This is a genomic window from Actinomycetospora sp. ABD4_176, assembly GCF_056311855.1.
In genome coordinates this window covers 4,773,445-4,793,952 of the sequence record NZ_CM149974.1, presented here as the reverse complement: position 1 = coordinate 4,793,952, position 20,508 = coordinate 4,773,445, and the positions used below count along the sequence as shown (strand labels likewise).

Genomic DNA, 20,508 nt, shown 5'->3' with positions numbered 1-20,508 from the left:
GAACGGACCGTGAAGAAGATCAACGAGCGTCTGCTCAACTGGGCGTCGATCCTCGACGACGGCACGGTGGCCCAGGCCGAGCGCACGGCGGCCATGCCCTTCATCCACCCGCACGTCGCGCTCATGCCCGACGCCCACCTGGGCCGGGGTGCCACGGTGGGGTCGGTGATCCCGACGCTGCGGGCGATCATGCCGGCGGCCGTCGGCGTCGACATCGGCTGCGGGATGGCCGCGGTGCGGACGCGGTTCGACGTGTCGGAGCTGCGGGCCAAGGGGTCGCTCGCACCGCTGCGGGAGGCGATCGAGCGGGCGATCCCGCTGGGCGCCGGGCACCACAACCGCAAGGTCGTGGCCACCGCCGAGCCACGGATCGAGGAGCTCACGAAGCTCGCCGAGGAGGCCGGGTTCGACCCGGCGGGCGACAAGAAGGGCTGGGAGCTGCAGCTCGGCACGCTGGGCAGCGGCAACCACTTCATCGAGGTCACCGTCGACGAGGCCGCCCGGGTGTGGCTGTTCCTGCACTCCGGCTCCCGGGGCGTCGGCAACAAGATCGCGCAGCGGCACACCGCCGTGGCCCGCGCGGCGTGCGCCGGCGTCGACCTGCCCGACCAGGACCTCGCGTACCTCACCGAGGACACCGACGAGTTCTGGGCCTACATCCGCGAGCTGCGGTGGGCGCAGCACTACGCGCTGCAGAACCGCGAGGAGATGATGGACCGGGTGGTCCGGCAGACCGCGGAGTTCGTCGGCGCCGAGGTGGTGGAGGAGGAGCGGATCTCCTGCCACCACAACTACACGACGCAGGAGACCCACGCGGGCGAGGAGGTCTGGGTCTCGCGCAAGGGCGCCATCGACGCCGCGGAGGGCCGGGCCGGCCTCATCCCGGGGTCGATGGGCACGGCGTCGTACGTGGTCACCGGCAAGGGCGAGCCGCAGTCGCTGCACAGCTCGCCCCACGGGGCGGGCCGGGCGTACTCGCGGACGAAGGCCCGCAAGACCTTCACCCACGAGCAGCTGCGGGAGGCCATGGCGGGCATCGAGTTCCGGGACACCGAGGCGTTCCTGGACGAGATCCCGGCGGCGTACAAGGACGTCGACGTGGTGATGGCCGACGCGGCCGACCTCGTCGAGGTCCGGCACACCCTGCGGCAGGTGGTGAACGTCAAGGGCACCTGACGGCGTTCCCGTGACCCGGGACGGGAACGCTCCCCCAGCACGCCGTGACTCTCCGGGAGGCCCTCGTGATCCGTCGCCAGGTCGTCGTCGCCACGCCCCGCGGGCTCGATGAGGAGGCCGCCGGTCGGTTCTGCACGACCGCCCGCGCGCAGCCGGCCCGGGTCCGCCTCGTCGCCGACGACGGGCGCGAGGCCGACGCGCGCAGCGTGCTCGGGGTGGTCGAGCTCGGCGTCGCCGCCGGCCAGGAGATCACGCTGACCGCCGACGAGCACGAGGCCGGCGCGCGGACCAGCATCGACGTCCTCGCCGGCGAGCTGGCCCGCGACCTCGAGCCCGACGACGAGCCGGCCGCCGGGCAGGAGGCCTGACCGGTCGGGCGACGGCTGCACCACTGCGGTCTCGCCCCAGATGTCCTTGAGGTAGCGCCCGACGGCGCAGCCCCGCGAGCGCCGCCGCGCCGTCGGCATCCCGCGGCGCGGTCGCCGCGAAGCAGCGGGGGCGTTCGACGAGCTCCGGGGGCAGGTCCCCGGCGTGTCCTCATGGTCCGAGACGACAGTGCAGGTCAGCGCGTGTGTCCAGGACCACTTCCGAGGGAGACCGGACGGTCGCAGCCGGTCAGCGACCCCTCAGCGGCCTCTCACCGCCGCACCGAGAGCCCCACCCGCTGGAACTCCTTGAGGTCCGAGTAGCCCGTCTTGGCCATCGCCCGCCGCAGCGCCCCGAAGAGGTTCATCGTCCCGGCACCGGAGCGGGCGGGGCCGGTGAGCACGGTCGCGAGGTCGGGCGCGACCGTCGGCACCCGGCTGATGCCGCTGCGGGGCAGCGAGGGGTGGGCCGCCGCCGGCGTCCAGTACCAGCCGCCGCCCGGCGCCTCCTCGGCCGCGGCGAGCTGCTCGCCGAGCATCACCGCGTCGGCGCCGCAGGCGATGGCCTTGGCGATGTCGCCCGACGTGCTCATGGCGCCGTCGGCGATGACGTGGACGTAGCGCCCGCCGGTCTCGTCGAGGTGGTCGCGGCGCGCGGCCGCGGCGTCCACGAGCGCGGTGGCCATCGGAACCCCGATGCCCAGCACGTCGTCGGTGGACGTCGCCGCCGACTGCCCGTAGCCGACGATGACGCCGGCCGCGCCGGTGCGCATGAGGTGCATCGCCGTGCGGTAGTCGCCCACCCCGCCCGCGACGACGGGGATGTCGAGCGACTCGATGAAGTCCTCGAGGTCCAGCGGGCCCTCGACGGCCTCGTCGCCGCCGACGTGCTCCGCCGAGATGATCGTCCCCTGCACCACCAGCACCTCGACGCCGGCGGCGAGCAGGGTCGGCGTCAGCTCGCGGGCGTGCTGCGGGCTCACGCGGGCGGCGACGGTGGCGCCGGCCGCGCGCACGCGGTCGAGCGCCTCGGTGACGAGCGAGGTCTGGACCGGCGCGGCGTGCAGTCGCTGCAGCTCGGCGACGGCCTCCGCCGGGTCGACCGCGGCGCGCGCCACGACCTCGGCCAGCGCCTTCTCGGCCTCGGCGTGCCGCGCCCACAGGCCCTCGGCGTTGAGCACCCCGAGCCCGCCGAGCTCGCCGACCCGCGCCGCGGTGGCGGGGCTGACCACGGCGTCGGTGGGGTGGGTCAGCAGCGGCAGCTCGAAGCGGTAGGCGTCGAGCTGCCAGGCCGTCGACACCGCCGACGACGACCGGGTCCGCCGGGACGGGACGATGTCGAGGTCGTCGAAGACGTAGCTGCGCTGGGCGCTGCGGCCCCGCCCGATCTCGACCTGCTCGCGCACGGCGGGCTCTCCTGACTAGCGCGCGCCGTAGTTCGGCGCCTCGGCGGTCATCGTCACGTGGTGCGGGTGCGACTCGGCGAGCCCCGCAGCCGTGATCCGGACGAGGTGCGCGCGCTGCAGCTCCGCGGTGGTCCGCGCGCCCGTGTAGCCCATCGCCGCCCGCAGACCGCCGACGAGCTGGTGGGCCACCTGGGCGAGGGGCCCCCGGAAGGGTACGCGGCCCTCGACGCCCTCGGGCACCAGCTTGTCGTCGGAGAGGACGTCGTCCTGGAAGTAGCGGTCCTTCGAGTACGAGCCCTGCTGCCCGCGGCTGCGCATCGCGCCCAGCGAGCCCATGCCGCGGTAGGTCTTGAACTGCTTGCCGTCGAGCAGGACGAGGTCGCCCGGCGTCTCGGCCGTGCCCGCGAGCAGCGAGCCGAGCATGACCGTGTTCGCGCCCGTGGCGAGCGCCTTGGCGATGTCGCCCGACGACTGCAGCCCGCCGTCGCCGATCACCGGCACGCCCGCCGGCGCCGCCGCGGCCGCCGCCTCGTGGATCGCCGTGATCTGCGGGACGCCGACGCCCGCGATGACGCGCGTGGTGCAGATCGAGCCCGGTCCGACGCCGACCTTCACCGCGTCCGCGCCCGCGTCGACCAGCGCCTGGGCGCCCGCCCGCGTGGCGACGTTGCCGCCGACGACCTCGACGCGCTCGCCGAGCTCCTGCTTGAGCTTCGCCACCATCGCGGTGACCGCGCGGGAGTGGCCGTGGGCGGTGTCGACGACGAGCACGTCGACCCCGGCGTCGACCAGGGCCATGGCGCGCGACCACGCGTCGTCGCCGACGCCCACCGCGGCACCGCAGAGCAGGCGGCCGTCCGGGTCCTTCGTCGCCATCGGGTACTGCTCGGTCTTGACGAAGTCCTTGACCGTGATGAGGCCGCGCAGGATGCCGGCCCCGTCCACCAGGGGCAGCTTCTCGATCTTGCGGCGGCGCAGCAGCCCCAGCGCGGCCTCCGCGGTGACGCCGACCTGCGCGGTGACGAGGTCCTCGGCCGTCATGACGTCGCGGACACGGCGCGAGTGGTCGACCTCGAAGCGCATGTCACGGTTGGTGATGATGCCCACGAGGCGCCCCACCTCGTCGACGACCGGCAGCCCGGAGATGCGGAACTTCGCGCACAGGGCGTCGACGTCGGCGAGCGTGTCGTCGGGCGAGCACGTGACCGGGTCGGTGACCATGCCGGCCTCCGACCGCTTCACCACCTCGACCTGCGCCGCCTGCTCCTCGGCCGGGAGGTTGCGGTGCAGCACGCCCATCCCGCCCTGGCGCGCCATGGCGATGGCCATCCGCGACTCGGTGACGGTGTCCATGGCGGAGCTGACCAGCGGCACCCGCAGGGTGACCCGGCGCGTCAGCCGCGCCGACGTGTCCGCCTCGGAGGGGACGACGTCCGACTCGCCCGGCAGGAGCATGACGTCGTCGAAGGTGAGTCCGAGCAACGCGAACTTCTCGGGCAGACCGGGGTCCGTCAGCACCATGCCCCCGATGGTAGTCCGCACCCCGACGGGGTCCCCCGGGCGCGCACACCGCCGCTGGGTGACGCGCTCGGCGGGACGGGTAAATTGCTGGTCGTGGCCTACGAAGCGCTGCCGCCCGACCCGTTCGCGGGAGATCCGGCGGACCCCGCACGCGCGCTCGGGGGGCAGGACGCCGACGCCCTGGACGACGCGCCCCTCGACGACGCCGAACGCGACGAGGTGGTCGCCGACCTCGGCGACCTCGCGGTGTTCGAGGCGCTGCTCGCCCCGCGCGGCATCCGCGGCGTGGTCGTCGACTGCGAGGACTGCTCCGAGCAGCACTACCACGACTGGGACCTGCTGCGGGCGAGCCTGCAGCAGCTGCTCGACGAGGGGCACATGCGCCCCCACGAGCCCCCGTTCGACCCGGACCCGGCGTCCTACGTCACCTGGGAGTACTGCCGTGGCTTCGCGGACGCCACCCTGGCCGAGTAGCTGGCCGAGCAGCCCCCTCGACACACACGAACGGCCCGGTCCCCTCGCGGGGGCCGGGCCGTTCGGCGTGACGGGTCGGTGGGCGTCAGTTCGGCGTCGAGGACGTGGCGCCCGAACTCGTAGGGGCGGGTGAGGCGGGAGGCTCCTCGGAGTTGCGGGTGTCCGGCGTCGCCGGGTCCTCCGCCGCCGGCGAGGACGGGTCCTCCGGCTGGGGCCCCGCGGGCTCCTCCGGGCTCGGGGTGGCCGCATCCTCCGGCGTCTGACCCGCGCCCGCCGCCGGGGCCTCCGGCGAGGGCTCCGTCGAACTCGACGAGGGCTCACGGACCGACGGCGACGGGTCGGCCGACAGCGAGCTCTGCACCCGGTCGCGCTCGACCACCAGCGGGGCGCGCTGCTCGGGCGCGACCTGCGGGATGACGATGTCGACCTGGGCGAGCTCGTTGCGGGCCGACTGGGTGTCGCCACGGGCGAGGGCACCGTTGGCGGCCTCGATCCGCGTGCGGACCTCCTCGACGCGCTCGACGCTCTGCGCGCGCTCGGAGAAGAAGACCTTGGAGACGCCCCACAGCGTGTCGCCGGGCATGGCGCCGTGGACCGCGACCGTCAGGCCCGCGCAGGCCACGGCCGCGGCGACCGCCGCGATCGCGAACGGCATGCGCCGCCGTCCGCGCGAGCGCAGCCGGTCGCGGCTCTCCTGGCCGGCCGCGACGGCCTCGGCCGCCTCGTCCAGCGTCACGAGCTCCGGCATCGGGTCGGCCTCGATGTCGGCCCGCCACGCGGCCAGGATCGCCGCGAGACGGTCGTCATCGGCGCCGCCGAAGCCGTACGCCCCGGTGTCACCCGCTCCGCCGGCGCCGCCGGCGAGCGCGTCGATCAGGGCGTCGTCGGCCCGGACCGCCGCGAGGTCGACGGGGCCGTCGACGAGGTCACCCTCGGACCCGCCCGACGCCCGGTGGCCGCCCACTCAACTCACCTCTTCCGAGATCGCGGACACGGCGGTCCGCAGTTTCGACAACGCCCGGTGCTGGGCCACCCGCACCGCCCCGGGGGTGGACTCGACCGCTTCCGCGGTTTCCTCCGCCGACAATCCAACGACGACACGCAGCACGAGGATTTCCCTCTGTTTGGGCGGCAGTGTGTCGAGGAGTTGACCCATCTGGACGGACAACGCTCCGTTCAGTGCCCGCTGCTCGGGGCCGTCCCGGGGATCGAGCTCCTCGGGGAGCTCCTCCACGGGCTCGGAGCGGCTGCGCGCGACCGACCGGTGGGCGTCGACGACCTTGTGGGCCGCGATGCCGTAGACGAAGGCGAGGAACGGGCGGCCCTGGTCGCGGTATCCCGGCAGCGCGGTGAGCACGGCGAGACACACCTCCTGGGCCACGTCGTCGGCGGAGACCGCCGACCGTTCCTGCCGGCCGATGCGCGCACGGCAGTACCGCACGACCAGCGGCCGGATGATCGCGAGAACGCGGTTGAGGGCCGAGCGGTCGCCGTCGTTGGCGGCGGCCACCAGTCCCTCGAGATCGTTCCCTGCGTCAGTCATCGCTGCACGTGGCCCCGGTGTTACGCGGGGCGGTGACTCCGGGCGCAACGGCACTGCCGTCGACGCGGGAGCCCCCGCCGGACGGTCCGGCGGTCCGGCCGAGGTGAGCGGGCCGGGCGCCGACATGGTCCGGTCAGCGTAGCGGGCCGTCGGCGGACCCGGCGCGGGCCAGGACGGGGGTGGTGGGCCCGGAGGCGCGGCGTTCCCCCGATCCGGGGAACGCCACCGGTCCGCGGCGCGGTGGACCGCCCGCGGGACACCGATCACCGGCGTCGGGACGTCGTCGGCGTGCACCCCGCGTGTCACGCCTCCCGGACCTCCCGAGCGACCGTCGTTCCGGGAGGCGGTCAGGAGACCAGGCCCCGTCGGAAGCCGTGCGCCACGGCCTGCGCGCGGTCGCGCACGCCGAGCTTGCGGAACAGGCGCCGCGCGTGGGTCTTGACTGTGTCCTCGGACAGGTAGAGCTCGCGCCCGATCTGGCCGTTGCTCTTGCCCTGGGCCATGCCGCGCAGGACCTGGAGCTCGCGCTCGGTGAGCTGGACGCCGGTGTCGGCCGGGGTGCGGGGAGCGGGGACCGACGTGCTGGCGAGGGTGTGGGCGAGGGCGGCGACGAGCTCGGGCCGGGATGCGTCCCAACGCAGGTAGCCCCGTGCGCCGCCGGCGATGGCCGCGGCGATGCTGCCGGAGTCGTCGGGCGCGCCGAAGACGATGACGTTGGCCTGCGGGTGGGCGGCCACGAGCCGGCGGGTGGCCTCCACGCCGGTGGGCACCGCCCGCTGGGTACCGACCAGCACCACGTCGACCGTCTGCCGGGAGAAGCGGGTGAGCAGTTCGTCGCCGTGGGCGACGCAGTCGATGCGGTGGACACCCGGGACCGCGGACATCACCCTGGTGAGGCCTTCACGGACGCTGCGACGGTCGTCGCAGATCAGCACCGTGGTCACGGGAGCTCCTTTCTGCAGCGACCCTGCAGCCGATGAGCGAGCACTCTCCCCCATCGGCGTAGCGGCCACCGAGCTTGACCCGCCGTTCGGAGCGAATTCGGTCCGCCGTCCGGCCGGTCCGCGTGCGCGGTCGGGTCCCCGATCGGCCTGCCGGTCCATGCGCTCTCCTCGTTCGACGGGCGCAGGACGGTCCACGCCTCGATGGGGCCGAGGGCCTCCACGACCGATCGGCGCCGGTCCGGACGTCGACCGGCCGGTGTGGCGACCCTCCCCCTGTTCAACGTGCGGGCGACCCTACGGTGACGACCGGAGATCCACCGGATACGACCGTCGGGCGACACCGTCGTGTACTCCGCGTGCGGGGAATGATCACGGATCGGAGCCGGTTCGGCAAGCACCTCGACATGTAGGCGACCGCTCACCGACGCGTGGGTCGTGGAATGGCGCACGTCGCATGCCCTGGACGGGTCGTGCACAACCGCCATAGGGTCCATCACGGTGGTCGCGGCGCGCGCCGACGTGCGTACGCAGGGTGATCGCCGGGCACGGCACGGTGTGGAGCCCCGGCACCGCGACGGCCGTGCCGCCCAGTTGGACTCAGTCGGAACCAGCAGGACCCGCGGGTCCCCGACGTGGAGGTGGCCCATGGCCGACGTCCGCCGGCTTCCCGGACCCAACGCCGACATCTGGGACTGGCAGCGCCTGGGGGCCTGCCGAGGCATGGACAGCGCGTTCTTCTTCCACCCCGACGGCGAGCGCGGGCCCGCCCGCGCCCACCGCGAGCGCCGTGCCAAGGCCGTGTGCCGCAGCTGCCCGGTCCTCGAGCCCTGCCGCCGCCACGCGATCGCGGCGGGCGAGCCCTACGGCATCTGGGGCGGCATGTCGGAGTCCGAGCGCGTCGCGGCCGTCACCGGCCGCCCCCGCCGCCTGAACTGAGCCCTCGGGCACCGCAGACACGACGGGCCCCCACCGCCTCGCGGCGGTGGGGGCCCGTCGTCGTCCGTGCCCGGGTGTCCCCGCGACGGCTAGTGGCCGTGGCCGTGGCCGTGCCCGTGGCCACCGGCGGCGGCCGCCGGCTCCTCTTCCTCGGGCTTGTCCACGACGGCGCTCTCCGTGGTGAGCACCATGCGGGCGATGGAGGTGGCGTTCTCCAGGGCGGAGCGGGTGACCTTCACCGGGTCGATGATCCCGGCGGCCATGAGGTCGCCGTAGGTCTCGCCCGCGGCGTCGTAGCCGGTCTCCCAGCCCCCGTCCGCGACCTTGGCCGCGACGACCGAGCCCTCGAGGCCCGCGTTGCGGGCGATCGCCTTGAGCGGCGCCGAGAGCGCCCGGCGCACGAGCGCCACACCGGTGGCCTCGTCGCCGGTACGGCCGAGTCCGCCCTCGAGCTCGGCCGCGGCGTGCAGCAGCGCGCTGCCGCCGCCGGGCACGATGCCCTCCTCCACCGCGGCGCGGGTGGCCGCGATGGCGTCCTCGATGCGGTGCTTGCGCTCCTTCATCTCGGTCTCGGTGGCCGCGCCGACCTTGATGACCGCGACGCCGCCGGCGAGCTTCGCCAGCCGCTCCTGGAGCTTCTCGCGGTCCCAGTCGGAGTCGGTCTCGTCGATCTCGCGACGGATCAGGGCGACGCGGGCGTCGACGGTCTCGCGGCGTCCGCCGCCCTCGACGAGGGTGGTCGTGTCCTTGGTGACGACCGCGCGGCGCGCGGTGCCGAGCACCTCGGGGCCGACCTCGGACAGCTTGATGCCGACCTCGGGGTTGACGACGGTCGCGCCCAGGGCGGCCGCGAGGTCGTCGAGGAACGCCTTGCGACGGTCGCCGAAGAACGGCGCCTTGACCGCGGCGACGCGCACGGTCTTGCGGATGGAGTTGACGACGAGGGTCGAGAGCGCCTCGGCCTCGACGTCCTCGGCGATGATCAGCAGCGGCTTGCCGCCCTCGACGACCTTCTCCAGCAGCGGCAGGAGGTCCGAGATGGCGCTGATCTTCTCGCGGTGCAGCAGGACCTGGACGTCCTCGAGCACCGCCTCCATCGAGTCGTTGTCGGTGACGAAGTAGGGCGAGATGTAGCCCTTGTCGAACTGGAGGCCCTCGGTGATCTCCAGCTCGGTCGCCAGCGTCGAGGCCTCCTCGACGGTGATGACGCCGTCCTCGCCGACGGACTCCATGGCCTCGCCGATGAGGTCGCCGATCGCCTGGTCGCGGCTCGCGACCGCGCCGACGGCGGCGATGCCCTGGCGCCCGTTCACCGGGGTGGCCCGGGAGCGCAGGACCTCGGTGACCTTCTCGGTGGCGGCGAGCATGCCGGCACCGAGCGCCGAGGGGTTCGCCCCGGCGGCGAGGTTGCGCAGGCCCTCGTGCACGAGCGCCTGGGCGAGCACCGTCGCCGTCGTGGTCCCGTCGCCCGCGACGTCGTTGGTCTTGGTGGCGACGTTCTTGGCCAGCTGCGCGCCGAGGTTCTCGAACGGGTCGTCGAGCTCGATCTCGCGGGCGATGGTGACGCCGTCGTTGGTGATCGTCGGACCACCGAACTTCTTCTCCAGGACGACGTGGCGACCCCGGGGTCCGAGGGTCACCGTCACCGCCCCGGCGAGCTGGTCGACGCCGCGCTCGAGCGCGCGGCGGGCCGTCTCGTCGAACGTGATCTGCTTGGGCACTGAATCCCTTCCTGTCCCGCGGAACGACGCCGCCCCGGTGCCCCGTGGGGCCACCGGGGCGGCGATCGACGTGTGCGCGCGGGGGTCCTAGTTGACGACCGCCAGCACGTCACGCGAGGAGAGGATCAGGTAGTCCTCGCCGTTGTACTTGACCTCGGTTCCGCCGTACTTCGAGAAGATGACGACGTCGCCGACGGCGACGTCGAGCGGGATGCGGTTCCCGTTGTCGTCGACGCGGCCCGGGCCGACGGCCAGGACCTTGCCCTCCTGGGGCTTCTCCTTGGCGGTGTCGGGGATGACGATGCCGGACGCGGTCGTGGTCTCGGCCTCGCTGGCCTGCACCACGAGCTTGTCCTCGAGCGGCTTGATGTTCACGCTGGCCACAGCGGTGACCTCCACCTGTCCTGGGGTCGGGATGGCGTTCCTCTGCCATCACGGCGCCGGCTGGCCGTCCCGCCGTCGCGGGTGCCGGAACGGCTCCGACGCCGTGCTGATTGGCACTCTAGCGCCGAGAGTGCCAAGGCATCAACGAGGGTCGTGCGCGGGCGGGTCGCCGGCCGGTCCACGCCGCATGGTGAAGGCGTCCGCGCCCGAGGCGTAGTAGCGCCGCCGCGTGCCGAGGACGGCGAAGCCGGTGCTGCGGTAGAGGCCGAGAGCGGCCTCGTTGTCGACGCGGACCTCGAGGAACGTGGTCGCGCCGATCGCGTCGGCGGCGGCGAGCAGGCCCGCGAGCAAGGCGCGCCCGATCCCCCGGCCCTGGTGGGCGGGGTCGACCCCGATCGTGTGGATCTCCGCCTCCGCCTGCTGGCCGAGGCGCGCGGGCATGAGGGCGACACCGCCGTAACCGACCAGCTCGCCGGCGTCCCGCGCCGCGAGGTAGTGGTGGCCCGCGCGCAGCTCGGTGCGGAACGCCCGGGCGCTCCAGGGGTCGTCGCCGGGGAAGAGGATCGCCTCGAGCTCGGCGCAGCGGTCGGCGTCGTCGGGGGTCAGCGCGTCGACGACGACGGCGCTCACGGGCGTGTCATCCACGGGTCACCCGCGGGTCACGGCCTTCGGGGCGCCGGGCGGGACGGCGTCGGGGCGGCGCAGGTAGAGCGGCACCAGCGGGCCCGGGTCGGTGCCCGCGCGCAGCGCCGGCGCGGCGACGGTCACGAGGCCCTCCGGGGTGGGGCCGGGCGAGGAGGTCTCGGCGCCCACCTGGGCGGCGGCGTCGCCGAGGACCCGGTCGACCGGGCGCAGGTCGCCGTCGGGGCCGAGGCGCGCGGCGAGCTCGGCGGGCGCGACGACCTCGGGGCCGTGGGTGCGCACGCCGTCGACCAGCAGGCTCCAGTAGACCTCGCGGCGGCGGGCGTCGGTGACGACCAGGACGCGGAGCGGAGCGGACCCGTCACCACCGTCGCGCCCGCTCGTGCCCGCGGCCAGCGCGTCGTGGGTCGGCACGCCGTGCACGGGGATGCCCAGCCCGTCACCCATCGCCGCCGCGGTGACCAGCCCGACCCGCAGGCCGGTGAACGGCCCGGGCCCGACGCCGGCGACGACCGCGTCGAGGTCGGCGCGCGTGCGCCCCGCCGCGGCGAGGGCGTCGGCGACGGCGGGCGCCAGCAGCTCGGCGTGGGCGCGGGCGCCCTCGGCGTCGCGGGCGGCGAGGGTCCGCGGCGCCCCCGTGGCGTCGAGCTCGACCACGCCGGCGGTGATGCGGGCGGTGGCGGTGTCGAGGGCCAGGACGAGCACGGCAGCAGACCCTACGGAGCGACCAGCCGCGCCGGTCCCTGCAGGTGCGCCTCGCGGGTCTCGTCGGCGCCGGACCGGTCCAGCCGGACGAGCAGGTGCTCGCTCGCGAGGTGCTCGGCCACGCCCTCGCCCCACTCGACGACCACCGCGGCGCGGGTCAGGTCGGTGTCCAGGTCGAGGTCGTCGAGCTGGGCGGCGACCTCGCGCGGGTCCGGTTCGCCGGTGCCGACGCCGAGCCGGTAGGCGTCGACGTGCACGAGCACGACCCCGCGCCCGCCGAGGGGGTCGGGCAGGGGCGGGTGCTCGCGGGCGATGACGAAGGTCGGCGAGGTGATCGGCCCCTCGACCCCGAGGCCCTCGCCGATGCCGGCCGCGAGGCAGGTCTTGCCGGCACCGAGCGGGCCGGCGAGCACCACCAGGTCGCCGGGCCCGAGCCGCGCGCCGACCATCCGCCCGAGCTCGGCGGTGTCGGCGGCGGTGGGCAGCTGGATGCGCCGCTCGACGGCCACGTCGGCCGCCATCACGCCCGCCGCCGCGGCCGGCGCAGCCCGCGGCGGGGCCGGTCGGTGGTCGCGCCCCGGCCGGGCCGCAGCCGGCGCAGGACCTGGCTGCGGTGGGTGCAACGGCGCAGCAGCTCGAGCAGCGCCGCGTCGAACTCGCCGGGCTGCTCGAGCATCGCCATGTGCCCGGCGCCCTCGAGGGGCAGGAGCTCGGCGTGCGGCATCTCCGCGGCGATGAGCTCGGAGTGCTCGTAGGGGATCATCCGGTCCCGCGTGCCGCCCGCGACCAGCACCTCGCACTGCGACAGCCCCGCCAGCGCGGCGCGGCGGTCGTGCGTGGACAGGGTGGTGGCGAACGAGGTCAGCGCGTCCAGCGGGGTCGCGGCGATCGTCCGGTCGACGAGGTCGACCAGCGCCGGGTCGGTGGCGCGGTCGCCGAACGACAGCGCCTGCACGAACGCCCAGATGACGTTGCCGGCCGCGCGGCGCACGCGGTCGGCGAACGCCGGCTGCGCGTGCGCGATGCGGCCCAGGACGTTGACCGTCGGGTTGCGGTGCGAGAGCACGGCCTGCTTCAGCCCGCCGGCCATGACGTCACCGGCCGAGGTGCACAGCAGGGAGACGCCGACGATCCGCTCGCGGAAGAGCTTCGGGTTGCGCTCGGCCAGCGCCATGATCGTCATGCCGCCCATGGAGTGCCCGACGAGCACGACCGGCCCCTCGGGGACGACGGCGCGCAGCACCGCGTCGAGATCGGCGCCGAGCTGGGCGATGGTGCACGACCGCGCGCTCGCCTGCCCCGAGCGCCCGTGGCGGCGCTGGTCGTACAGCACGGTGCGCACCGCCGGCTCGGTGAGCTCGGAGAGCATGCGGCGCTGGAAGTGCCAGCACTTGCGGTCGAGGGCGAAGCCGTGGACGAGCACGACGGTCAGCTCGGCCTTCGCGCCCGGCGTGACCGGGTCGACCTCCTCGACCGACAGCCGCACGCCGTCGTCCGCGGCCACCGACGACTCCCGCCCGGGCGGGAGCAGGCCGAGCTGCGACGGGTGGGCCCTCTCCTCCTCGGAGAGCCGCTCGCGCTGGCGCAGGATGCGCGAGCGTGCCCGGCCGGCCCCGACGGCACCGGCCGCGGCCGCGCCGCCGAGCACGGTGCCCGCCACGGCGCCGGCGACGGCACCGGGCGAGAGGTGGTGGGGGCGGTCCTCGTCGCTCACGGGGCCGTCCCGTGCGTGCGGGTCACCCGCGGACGGCAGCCGACGCCGGTGACGACCTCGTAGTGGATCGTGTCGAGCCACCGCGCCCACTCGAGCGCCGTCGGCTCGCCGGCGTCACCGGGCCCGAAGAGCACGACCTCGTCGCCGGGCGCCACGCCGGGCGGCTCGCCGTCGGCCGGGCCGAGGTCGACCACGACCTGGTCCATGCACACGCGGCCCACGACCGGTCGGCGCCGACCGGCGAGCTGCACCGTCATCGTCCCTCCGAGCCGTCGCGGCACGCCGTCCGCGTACCCCGTCGGCACCAGTGCCAGCACCCGGTCGTCGGGGGCGATCCACTCGTGGCCGTAGGACACACCCTCCCCGGCCGCGACCCGTTTGACCAGTGCCACCCGGGTGCGGAACGTCATGGCCGGGCGCAGACCGTGATGGTCCGGGGCCTCGAGCGGGTCCAGCCCGTACACGGCGATCCCGGGCCGGACGAGGTCGAGGTGCAGGTCGGGACGGGTCAGGGTGGCGGCGGAGTTCGCGAGGTGCCGCCACGGCCGCGGGCCGCCGAGCCGCTCGCCCGCCGCGCGCCAGGCCTCGTCGAAGCGCCGCGCCTGGACGTCGATCGTCGAGTGGTCGGGGGCGTCGGCGTGCGCCAGGTGCGACCACACCGCGGCCACCTCGACGTCGCCGGAGGCCCGCGCCGCCTCGGTGGCGGCGAGCAGGTCGCCCCAGGCAGCGGGCGGGCAGCCGTTGCGGCTCAACCCCGTGTCGATCTTGAGGTGGATGCGGGCGGGCCGCCCGGCCCGGCCCGCGCCGGCGACGACGCCCGCGAGCTCCGCGCGTGACGAGACCCCGAGGTCGACGCCGTCGGCGACGGCGGGGGCGAAGTCCTCGTCGGGCAGGTGCAGCCACGACAGCACCGGGGCGCGGATGCCGGCCGCGCGCAGCTCGGCAGCCTCGTCGAGGGTGCAGACGCCGAGCCAGGTGGCGCCGCCGGCCAGGGCGGTGCGGGCGACCTCGGGGGCGCCGTGGCCGTAGCCGTCGGCCTTGACCACGACCATCGTCGCGGCACCCGAGCCCCGCGCGAGACTCGCGAGGAGCCGGACGTTGTGCGCCACGGCGTCGTGGTCGATGCGGGCCTCGACGCGGGGGGACGTCCGCGTGCTCGTGGTCGTGCTGGTGCTCACCGGACCTCCCGGACCTGACGGATCGCGGCCGGCAGGGCCCGCTGGACGTGCGAGGCGGGCACGGGCGAGCCGGGCCCCTCCTGCGCGCCGGCGCCGATCTCCGCCGCGCGCGCGTGGACGAACGCCGCGCAGCCGCCCGCCCACCACGGGTCGAGGCCGGCGGCGAGCAGCGCGCCGGCGACGCCGGACAGGACGTCGCCGGACCCGGCGGTGGCGAGCCACGCGCTGCCGGCGGGGTGGACGAGCACGCGGCCGTCGGGGGCGGCGACGACCGTGGCGTTGCCCTTGAGCAGGACGGTGAGGCCGAGGTCGGCGGCCGCCCGCCGGGCGGAGTCGACGCGGTCGTCGGTGAGCTCCGCGATGCGGCCGAACTCGCCCGCGTGGGGGGTGACGAGCACCGGGGTGTCCCGCGCGCGCTCCCGCAGCTCCGCGTGCTGCCCGAGCAGCGTCACCGCGTCGGCGTCGGCGAGCACCGGCAGGCCCGCGTCGAGGACGTCGGCGAGGGTCTGCGCGCCGGCGTCGTCGGTGCCGAGACCCGGGCCGACGACCCATGCCTGCACGCGCCCGGCCCCGCCGACGGTGTCGGTGGCGACGATCTCCGGCCAGGCGGCGCGGACCTCGTCGGCGGCGCTCCCGGCGTAGCGGACCATGCCGCTGGTGGCCAGGGCGGCGGCGCCGGAGGCGAGCACCGCGGCGCCGGGGTAGGTCCGCGAGCCGGCGGCGACGCCGACGACGCCCTGGGTGTACTTGTCGTCGAGGGGCCCGGGCACCGGCCAGCGCGCGGCGACGTCGGCGTCCTCGAGCACGGTGACCGGCGCGGGCGGCAGCTCGGGGCCCAGGCCGATGTCGACCAGCGTCACCGGGCCGCAGCGGGGCGCGGCGAGGACGTGGACGGGCTTGCGCGCGCCGAAGGTGACGGTGCAGGCCGCCCGCACGGCCTCGTCGGCGGCGACGCCGGTGAGGGGGTCGACGCCGCTGGGGGTGTCGACGGCGAGGACGGGCACGCCGGCGGTGGCGGCCGCGTCCGCGAGCGTCGCCGCCTCCGGTCGGAGCCCGCCCCGCGCGCCGGTGCCGACGACGGCGTCGAGGACGAGGTCGGCGCGGTCGACGGCCGCGACCCCGTGCTCGACGGCGGTGATGACACGGCCCTTCTGCCGTCGCAGGGCCGCGAGGCCCGCGGGGTGCGCCTTGTCCGGGCTGAGCAGGACCGCGGTGACCGCGACCCCGCGGCGTCGGAGCTCGTAGCCGGCCCAGAGCCCGTCGCCGCCGTTGTTGCCCGCGCCGGCGAGGACGACGACCCGGCGCCCGACGACCCCGCCGGTGCGGCGCTCGAGCTCCTCGAGGGCCACCTGCGCGACGCCCCGGGCCGCCCGGCGCATGAGCGCGCCCTCCGGCGTGCGCGCCAGCACGGGCTCCTCGGCCGCGCGCACCTGCTCGGGCGTCCAGACGCCGTACATGTGGCTCCTTCGTCGCCATGTGAGCACTTTCCGGGCCTATAGCCCCGGAAAGTGCTCACATACCCCGCTACTCCACCGTGACCGACTTCGCGAGGTTGCGGGGCTTGTCGACGTCGTAGCCGCGAGCGCGGGCGACCTCGGCGGCGAAGACCTGCAGCGGGACGCTCGCGACCAGCGGCTGGAGCAGCGTCGGCACGGCCGGCACCTCGATGAGGTGCTCCGCGAACGGGCGCACGGTCTCGTCGCCCTCCTCGGCCACCACGATCGTCCGGGCGCCGCGGGCCTGGATCTCGCGGATGTTCGAGAGCAGCTTCTGGTGCAGGATCGCGCGGCCCTTGGGCGAGGGCATGACGACCACCACCGGCAGGTCCTGCTCGATCAGCGCGATCGGCCCGTGCTTGAGCTCGCCCGCCGCGAAGCCCTCGGCGTGCATGTAGGCGAGCTCCTTGAGCTTGAGCGCGCCCTCGAGGGCCACCGGGAACCCGACGTGGCGGCCCAGGAACAGCACCGCCTTCGACGGCGCGAGGTCGCGGGCCAGCGCCCGGGTGGGCTCGACGACGGCCTCCAGCACCCGGGCCACGGCGTCGGCGCTCGACTCCAGCTCCGCGTACTCGCGGGCGACCTCGTCGGCGTACTTCGTGCCGAACGTCTGCGCCAGCGCCAGGCCCACCAGGTAGCAGGCGATCACCTGCGCGGTGAACGTCTTCGTCGCCGCGACCCCGACCTCGGGGCCGGCGTGGGTGTAGAGCACCGCATCGGACTCGCGCGGGATCTGGGCGCCGTTGGTGTTGCAGATCGCCAGCACCCGGGCCTTCTGCTCGCGGGCGTGGCGCACGGCCTCGAGGGTGTCCGCGGTCTCGCCGGACTGGGAGATCGCGACGACGAGCGTGGAGCGGTCGAGCACGGGGTCGCGGTAGCGGAACTCGCTCGCGACCTCCACCTCGACCGGGATGCGGCACCAGTGCTCGATCGCGTACTTCGCGAGGAGCCCCGCGTGGTAGGCGGTCCCGCAGGCGACGACGAACACCTTGTCGATGTCGCGCAGCTCCTGGTCGGACAGGCGCTGCTCGTCGAGCACCACGCGGCCGTCGACGAGGTGCCCGCGCAGCGTGTCCGCGAGCGACGCCGGCTGCTCCTCGATCTCCTTGAGCATGAAGAAGTCGTGGCCGCCCTTCTCCGCGGCGGCGATGTCCCAGTCGACGTGGAAGGGACGGGTGCGGGCGGTCTCGCCGTGGAAGTCGGTGACGACCGCGCCGTCGGCGGTGAGGGTGACGATCTGGTCCTGGCCGAGCTCGACCGCGTCGCGCGTGTGGTCGATGAACGCCGCGACGTCCGACGCCACGAACATCTCGCCCTGGCCCACGCCGACCACCAGTGGCGACGACCGGCGCGCCGCGACGATCTCGTCGGGGCGGTCGGCGTGGGTGAAGACCAGCGTGAACGCGCCCTCGAGCCGCGCCACCACCGCGCGCACGGCGGCGGTCAGCCCGGCGTCCGGATCGGTGTCGAACGCCCGCGCGACGAGGTGCGCGGCGACCTCCGAGTCGGTGTCGCTCGCGAGCTCGACGCCCTCGGCCTCGAGCTCGGCGCGCAGCGCGGCGAAGTTCTCGATGATGCCGTTGTGGACGACGGCCACCTTGCCGGTCACGTCACGGTGCGGGTGGGCGTTGCGGTCGGTCGGCGGGCCGTGCGTGGCCCAGCGCGTGTGCCCCATCCCGGTGGTACCCGCCGCACCGTCCTCGGGGAGGACCGCGACGAGGTTGTCGAGCGGACCGGCCGCTCGGTGCACCTCGAGCCCGCCCGTGCCGTCGACCACGGCGACGCCCGCGGAGTCGTACCCGCGGTACTCCAGACGCCGCAGTCCGTTGACGAGGACCTCCTGGGCACCGCGCCGGCCGACGTATCCCACGATCCCGCACACGGGCCTCAGGGTAACGACGGCGTTCGCCGGCCCTCCCCGCCCGTGGGGCCGGGGGTCGCGCCGGGCGGGTCACGACGGGCCGTCACCGGCCCGCTCCGCTAGGTTCCCGGGCCATGGCGAGCGTGATCGGAGGCGGCGTGATCGGAGGCAAGGCCCTCGCGCCCAAGGCGCTGGTCGCCGAGCTCTCCCGCCCCGGCCCCTACCCGGTGCTGCGCGGGGAGCTGGCGCTCGTCGGGCTGCCGGGCGTGGTGTTCACGCCCGCCACCGGAACGGGGCTGCCGGCCGTGGCGTTCGGCCACGACTGGTTGCAGCCCGCCGCGCGCTACCTCGGCCTGCTGCGCCACCTCGCGTCCTGGGGCATCGTCGCCGCGGCGCCCGACACCCAGCGCGGCCCCGTCGGCTCCCACCGCGGGCTCGCCCACGACCTGCGCACCGCGCTCGGCGTGTGCGCCGGCGTGCGCCTCGGCGGCTCCGCCCGCGGCGCCGCCGTCAGCGTCGACCCCCACAAGCTCGGCCTCGCCGGCCACGGGATGGGCGCGGGCTCGGCGGTGCTCGCCGCCGCGGTGCCCGCCGCCGACACCCGGGTGCAGGCCGTCGGCGAGCCCTACTGGGAGGTCGGGCACGGCGTCGCGATCCAGGCGGTGGCCACGATCGCCGTCACGGACACCCGCCCCTCGGCCGTCGAGGCCGCCCGCGCCGTGCACCTGCCCGGCATGCACCTCGCCTACGGCCGCGACCTCGTCTCGCCCCCCGCCGCCGGCGCCGAGCTCCTCGACGACGCCTGGGCCGGCGAGTCGTCGCTGCGCACGCTGAAGAAGGCGACCCACCTGGGGCTGCTCGAGGGCCGGCACTGGAGCGACGTCCTGCTCGACGGCAAGGGCGAGGCCGCGACGCGCACCCTGACCCGCGCGCTGCTGACCGGCTTCCTGCTCCACCGCCTCGGCGGCGACGACCGCTACGCGGCCGCGTTCGACGGCGCGGTCAAGGGGACGGAGCTCCGCTCGGCCTGAGCGGATCGCCTCCGCCCGCGGCGAGGCGCTCGCGGACCCGGGCCCCGGCCTCGCGGCCCACGGCGCGGCTGCGCGCCGCGGCGGCGAGGAACGCGCCCGCGCGTTCCTCGAGGTCCGCGGCCCACGCGCGCAGCGGGGCCTCGACCGACGGATCGGTGCGCACCCGCGCGAGCAGCGCGTCGACCTGCGCGGGCAGCAGGCCGCCCACCGGGTCGGCGGGACGGACCGCGGCCGCGCCCGCCGCGAGGTCGCGCACCCCGGCCGCCACGCGCGCCGCGGCGACCTCGAACACGTCGGCGGTGTCGCCGAGCTCGGTGACCAGGCCGTGCGCCGAGCGCGCCAGCGCCGAGACCCGGCGCTGGACGGCGTCCGCCGACGGGCCCGCCCACGTGTCCCACAGCGGCCCGAGGTCCTCGGCGGTGTCGACGTGCTGGCGGCGGACCAGGGTCACGGCCTCGCGCAGGGCGTCGGCCTGCGCCGCGAGCGCCACCGGGTCGGGCAGCTCGCGGGCCTCGGCGCCGGCGCGCCGGATCGTGGCGGGGTCGGTGTCCGGGCCGGCGGGCACACCGCGCCAGCGCGGGGGCAGGGCCGACCAGCGCGCGAGGTGGGTGGCGAGCACGCCGACCGCGGCGTCCACGGCGGCCAGGAGGGCAGGACGGTCCGGCCCCGCGAGGTCGACCGGGCCGGCGGCGGGGGCGAGCCGGAGCGGGCGGTCCGGCCGGTTCACCCGACGCTGCGCGGCACGCCGCGCGCCGCCGCGGGATGCGGGCCCGGGGCGGCGTCCTCGGGACCGTCGGCGTCCGCCGCCGTGGTGGTGGCCGTGCCGTCCGCGTGCTCGCCTCCCGCGGCGAGGAGGTGCTCGGCGAGGTCGCCCACCGCGCCGGCGTGGGCGCGGAGCAGCGCCACCGCGGAGAGCCCGCCCGTGGTCGCGTCGTCGCCGCCCAGCCGGTCGGCGAGACGGTGGAGGTCGCGGGCGCGCCCGCTGACCGCCTCGACGACCTCGGGCAGGTCGGGAGGCGGGCCGTCGTCGGCGCCGGTGGTGTCGGCCAGGTCGTCGGCGAGACCGTCCGCCGTCGTGGCGGCCGTGGTGTCGGCTCTGGCGTCGGCCAGGTCGTCGGCAGCGGCGTCGGCAGTGGCGTCGGCAGTGGCGTCGGAAGTGGCGTCGCCGGTCCCGGGGGTGTCGGTCCCGTCGTCGGGGCCGCCGCCCAGCTCGGCGAGCACGTCGTCGAGACCGCGGACCGGGCCGTGAACGGGCGGGACCGAGTCCATCCGCGTCCTCCGCGTCCGGCCCGCGCTGCCGCGGGGTGTGCCGACGTCCGCGTCCCGCGCGCCCGGCGCCGGGTCCGCGGGACCACCGCCAGGTTAACGCGTGGCGGCACACCGGTGGGCGGGAACCCGGGACCGGCGGGAC

Annotated in this window: 21 protein-coding genes; 5 read left to right on the top strand and 16 right to left on the bottom strand. The window is 75.8% G+C overall.

The genetic code is table 11. The features are described 5' to 3' along the window. Nucleotides 1-9 precede the first annotated feature (9 nt). Both ACYX4T_RS23290 and ACYX4T_RS23285 read left to right on the top strand, forming a co-directional pair. On the top strand, nucleotides 10-1,176 hold the full coding sequence (locus ACYX4T_RS23290; protein WP_476011593.1) for an RtcB family protein: 1,167 nt from the start codon (nucleotides 10-12) through the stop codon (nucleotides 1,174-1,176). Between the two features lie 65 nt (nucleotides 1,177-1,241). Continuing rightward, entirely contained in the window at nucleotides 1,242-1,544 is a 303-nt protein-coding gene (locus ACYX4T_RS23285; RefSeq protein ID WP_476011592.1) for an HPr family phosphocarrier protein, read from the top strand. Nucleotides 1,545-1,813: 269 nt separating this feature from the next. Here the strand turns inward: ACYX4T_RS23285 and ACYX4T_RS23280 are convergent, their stop codons facing one another. Then, a complete protein-coding gene (locus ACYX4T_RS23280; protein WP_476011591.1) occupies nucleotides 1,814-2,947 on the bottom strand; it encodes a GuaB3 family IMP dehydrogenase-related protein in 1,134 nt (377 codons plus the stop codon). A 15-nt stretch (nucleotides 2,948-2,962) separates the two neighbouring features. Then, nucleotides 2,963-4,468, bottom strand: a complete 1,506-nt coding sequence (gene guaB / locus ACYX4T_RS23275) for an IMP dehydrogenase (protein ID WP_476011590.1) — start codon at nucleotides 4,466-4,468, stop codon at nucleotides 2,963-2,965. Nucleotides 4,469-4,555: 87 nt separating this feature from the next. On the opposite strand from guaB, the gene ACYX4T_RS23270 reads away from it, so the two are divergent. Further along, nucleotides 4,556-4,942, top strand: coding sequence for a DUF5319 domain-containing protein (locus ACYX4T_RS23270; protein ID WP_274201484.1), 387 nt, complete (start codon nucleotides 4,556-4,558; stop codon nucleotides 4,940-4,942). A gap of 85 nt (nucleotides 4,943-5,027) precedes the next feature. Here ACYX4T_RS23270 and ACYX4T_RS23265 read toward each other — a convergent pair whose 3' ends face one another. The 3 genes from ACYX4T_RS23265 to ACYX4T_RS23255 form a co-directional block, all read right to left on the bottom strand. Continuing rightward, nucleotides 5,028-5,906, bottom strand: coding sequence for an anti-sigma-D factor RsdA (locus ACYX4T_RS23265; RefSeq protein ID WP_476011589.1), 879 nt, complete (start codon nucleotides 5,904-5,906; stop codon nucleotides 5,028-5,030). Further along, nucleotides 5,907-6,485, bottom strand: a complete 579-nt coding sequence (locus ACYX4T_RS23260; protein WP_274201134.1) for a sigma-70 family RNA polymerase sigma factor — start codon at nucleotides 6,483-6,485, stop codon at nucleotides 5,907-5,909. It abuts the gene before it with no gap. A gap of 347 nt (nucleotides 6,486-6,832) precedes the next feature. Next, nucleotides 6,833-7,429: a response regulator transcription factor gene (locus ACYX4T_RS23255; RefSeq protein WP_274201133.1), complete on the bottom strand. Its 597-nt coding sequence runs from the start codon at nucleotides 7,427-7,429 to the stop codon at nucleotides 6,833-6,835. A gap of 645 nt (nucleotides 7,430-8,074) precedes the next feature. Here ACYX4T_RS23255 and ACYX4T_RS23250 point away from each other — a divergent pair. Next, nucleotides 8,075-8,365: a WhiB family transcriptional regulator gene (locus ACYX4T_RS23250; protein WP_476011588.1), complete on the top strand. Its 291-nt coding sequence runs from the start codon at nucleotides 8,075-8,077 to the stop codon at nucleotides 8,363-8,365. 89 nt (nucleotides 8,366-8,454) lie between these two features. Here the strand turns inward: ACYX4T_RS23250 and groL are convergent, their stop codons facing one another. The 9 genes from groL to glmS all read right to left on the bottom strand — a co-directional run bounded on the left by groL (nucleotide 8,455) and on the right by glmS (nucleotide 18,087). Continuing rightward, a complete protein-coding gene (gene groL / locus ACYX4T_RS23245) occupies nucleotides 8,455-10,086 on the bottom strand; it encodes a chaperonin GroEL (RefSeq protein ID WP_476011587.1) in 1,632 nt (543 codons plus the stop codon). An 87-nt stretch (nucleotides 10,087-10,173) separates the two neighbouring features. Beyond that, a complete protein-coding gene (groES, locus tag ACYX4T_RS23240; protein WP_274229859.1) occupies nucleotides 10,174-10,485 on the bottom strand; it encodes a co-chaperone GroES in 312 nt (103 codons plus the stop codon). Nucleotides 10,486-10,611: 126 nt separating this feature from the next. Continuing rightward, complete coding sequence (gene rimI / locus ACYX4T_RS23235) at nucleotides 10,612-11,100, bottom strand: ribosomal protein S18-alanine N-acetyltransferase (RefSeq protein WP_476011586.1); 489 nt, start codon at nucleotides 11,098-11,100, stop codon at nucleotides 10,612-10,614. 18 nt (nucleotides 11,101-11,118) lie between these two features. Next, on the bottom strand, nucleotides 11,119-11,817 hold the full coding sequence (tsaB, locus tag ACYX4T_RS23230; protein ID WP_476011585.1) for a tRNA (adenosine(37)-N6)-threonylcarbamoyltransferase complex dimerization subunit type 1 TsaB: 699 nt from the start codon (nucleotides 11,815-11,817) through the stop codon (nucleotides 11,119-11,121). A gap of 11 nt (nucleotides 11,818-11,828) precedes the next feature. After that, nucleotides 11,829-12,338: a tRNA (adenosine(37)-N6)-threonylcarbamoyltransferase complex ATPase subunit type 1 TsaE gene (gene tsaE, locus ACYX4T_RS23225; RefSeq protein WP_476011584.1), complete on the bottom strand. Its 510-nt coding sequence runs from the start codon at nucleotides 12,336-12,338 to the stop codon at nucleotides 11,829-11,831. Further along, a complete protein-coding gene (locus ACYX4T_RS23220; RefSeq protein ID WP_476011583.1) occupies nucleotides 12,338-13,531 on the bottom strand; it encodes an alpha/beta fold hydrolase in 1,194 nt (397 codons plus the stop codon). The genes tsaE and ACYX4T_RS23220 overlap by 1 nt, the downstream gene beginning before the upstream one ends. After that, on the bottom strand, nucleotides 13,528-14,709 hold the full coding sequence (gene alr / locus ACYX4T_RS23215; protein WP_476011582.1) for an alanine racemase: 1,182 nt from the start codon (nucleotides 14,707-14,709) through the stop codon (nucleotides 13,528-13,530). Before alr ends, ACYX4T_RS23220 begins: the two co-directional genes overlap by 4 nt. After that, entirely contained in the window at nucleotides 14,706-16,166 is a 1,461-nt protein-coding gene (locus tag ACYX4T_RS23210) for an NAD(P)H-hydrate dehydratase (protein WP_476011581.1), read from the bottom strand. Before ACYX4T_RS23210 ends, alr begins: the two co-directional genes overlap by 4 nt. A 67-nt stretch (nucleotides 16,167-16,233) precedes the next feature. Beyond that, nucleotides 16,234-18,087 carry a glutamine--fructose-6-phosphate transaminase (isomerizing) gene (gene glmS / locus ACYX4T_RS23205; protein ID WP_476011580.1) on the bottom strand — a complete coding sequence of 618 codons (1,854 nt, stop codon included), beginning with the start codon at nucleotides 18,085-18,087 and terminating at the stop codon, nucleotides 16,234-16,236. A gap of 137 nt (nucleotides 18,088-18,224) precedes the next feature. On the opposite strand from glmS, the gene ACYX4T_RS23200 reads away from it, so the two are divergent. Continuing rightward, nucleotides 18,225-19,097, top strand: a complete 873-nt coding sequence (locus ACYX4T_RS23200) for a dienelactone hydrolase family protein (RefSeq protein ID WP_476011579.1) — start codon at nucleotides 18,225-18,227, stop codon at nucleotides 19,095-19,097. Here the strand turns inward: ACYX4T_RS23200 and ACYX4T_RS23195 are convergent. Both ACYX4T_RS23195 and ACYX4T_RS23190 read right to left on the bottom strand, forming a co-directional pair. Further along, entirely contained in the window at nucleotides 19,069-19,824 is a 756-nt protein-coding gene (locus tag ACYX4T_RS23195; RefSeq protein WP_476011578.1) for a hypothetical protein, read from the bottom strand. The two genes, ACYX4T_RS23200 and ACYX4T_RS23195, sit on opposite strands and share 29 nt — an antisense overlap. Beyond that, nucleotides 19,821-20,366: a hypothetical protein gene (locus tag ACYX4T_RS23190; protein WP_476011577.1), complete on the bottom strand. Its 546-nt coding sequence runs from the start codon at nucleotides 20,364-20,366 to the stop codon at nucleotides 19,821-19,823. The genes ACYX4T_RS23195 and ACYX4T_RS23190 overlap by 4 nt, the downstream gene beginning before the upstream one ends. Nucleotides 20,367-20,508: the final 142 nt, after the last annotated feature.

What these genes read in the sequence shown, in the direction of transcription:
- guaB (WP_476011590.1), bottom strand. Translation starts at nt 4,468, where the DNA reads ATGGTGCTGACGGACCCCGGTCTGCCCGAGAAGTTCGCGTTGCTCGGA.
- ACYX4T_RS23260 (WP_274201134.1), bottom strand. Translation starts at nt 6,485, where the DNA reads ATGACTGACGCAGGGAACGATCTCGAGGGACTGGTGGCCGCCGCCAAC.
- ACYX4T_RS23250 (WP_476011588.1), top strand. Translation starts at nt 8,075, where the DNA reads ATGGCCGACGTCCGCCGGCTTCCCGGACCCAACGCCGACATCTGGGAC.
- tsaE (WP_476011584.1), bottom strand. Translation starts at nt 12,338, where the DNA reads ATGGCGGCCGACGTGGCCGTCGAGCGGCGCATCCAGCTGCCCACCGCC.
- ACYX4T_RS23210 (WP_476011581.1), bottom strand. Translation starts at nt 16,166, where the DNA reads ATGTACGGCGTCTGGACGCCCGAGCAGGTGCGCGCGGCCGAGGAGCCC.
- ACYX4T_RS23190 (WP_476011577.1), bottom strand. Translation starts at nt 20,366, where the DNA reads ATGGACTCGGTCCCGCCCGTTCACGGCCCGGTCCGCGGTCTCGACGAC.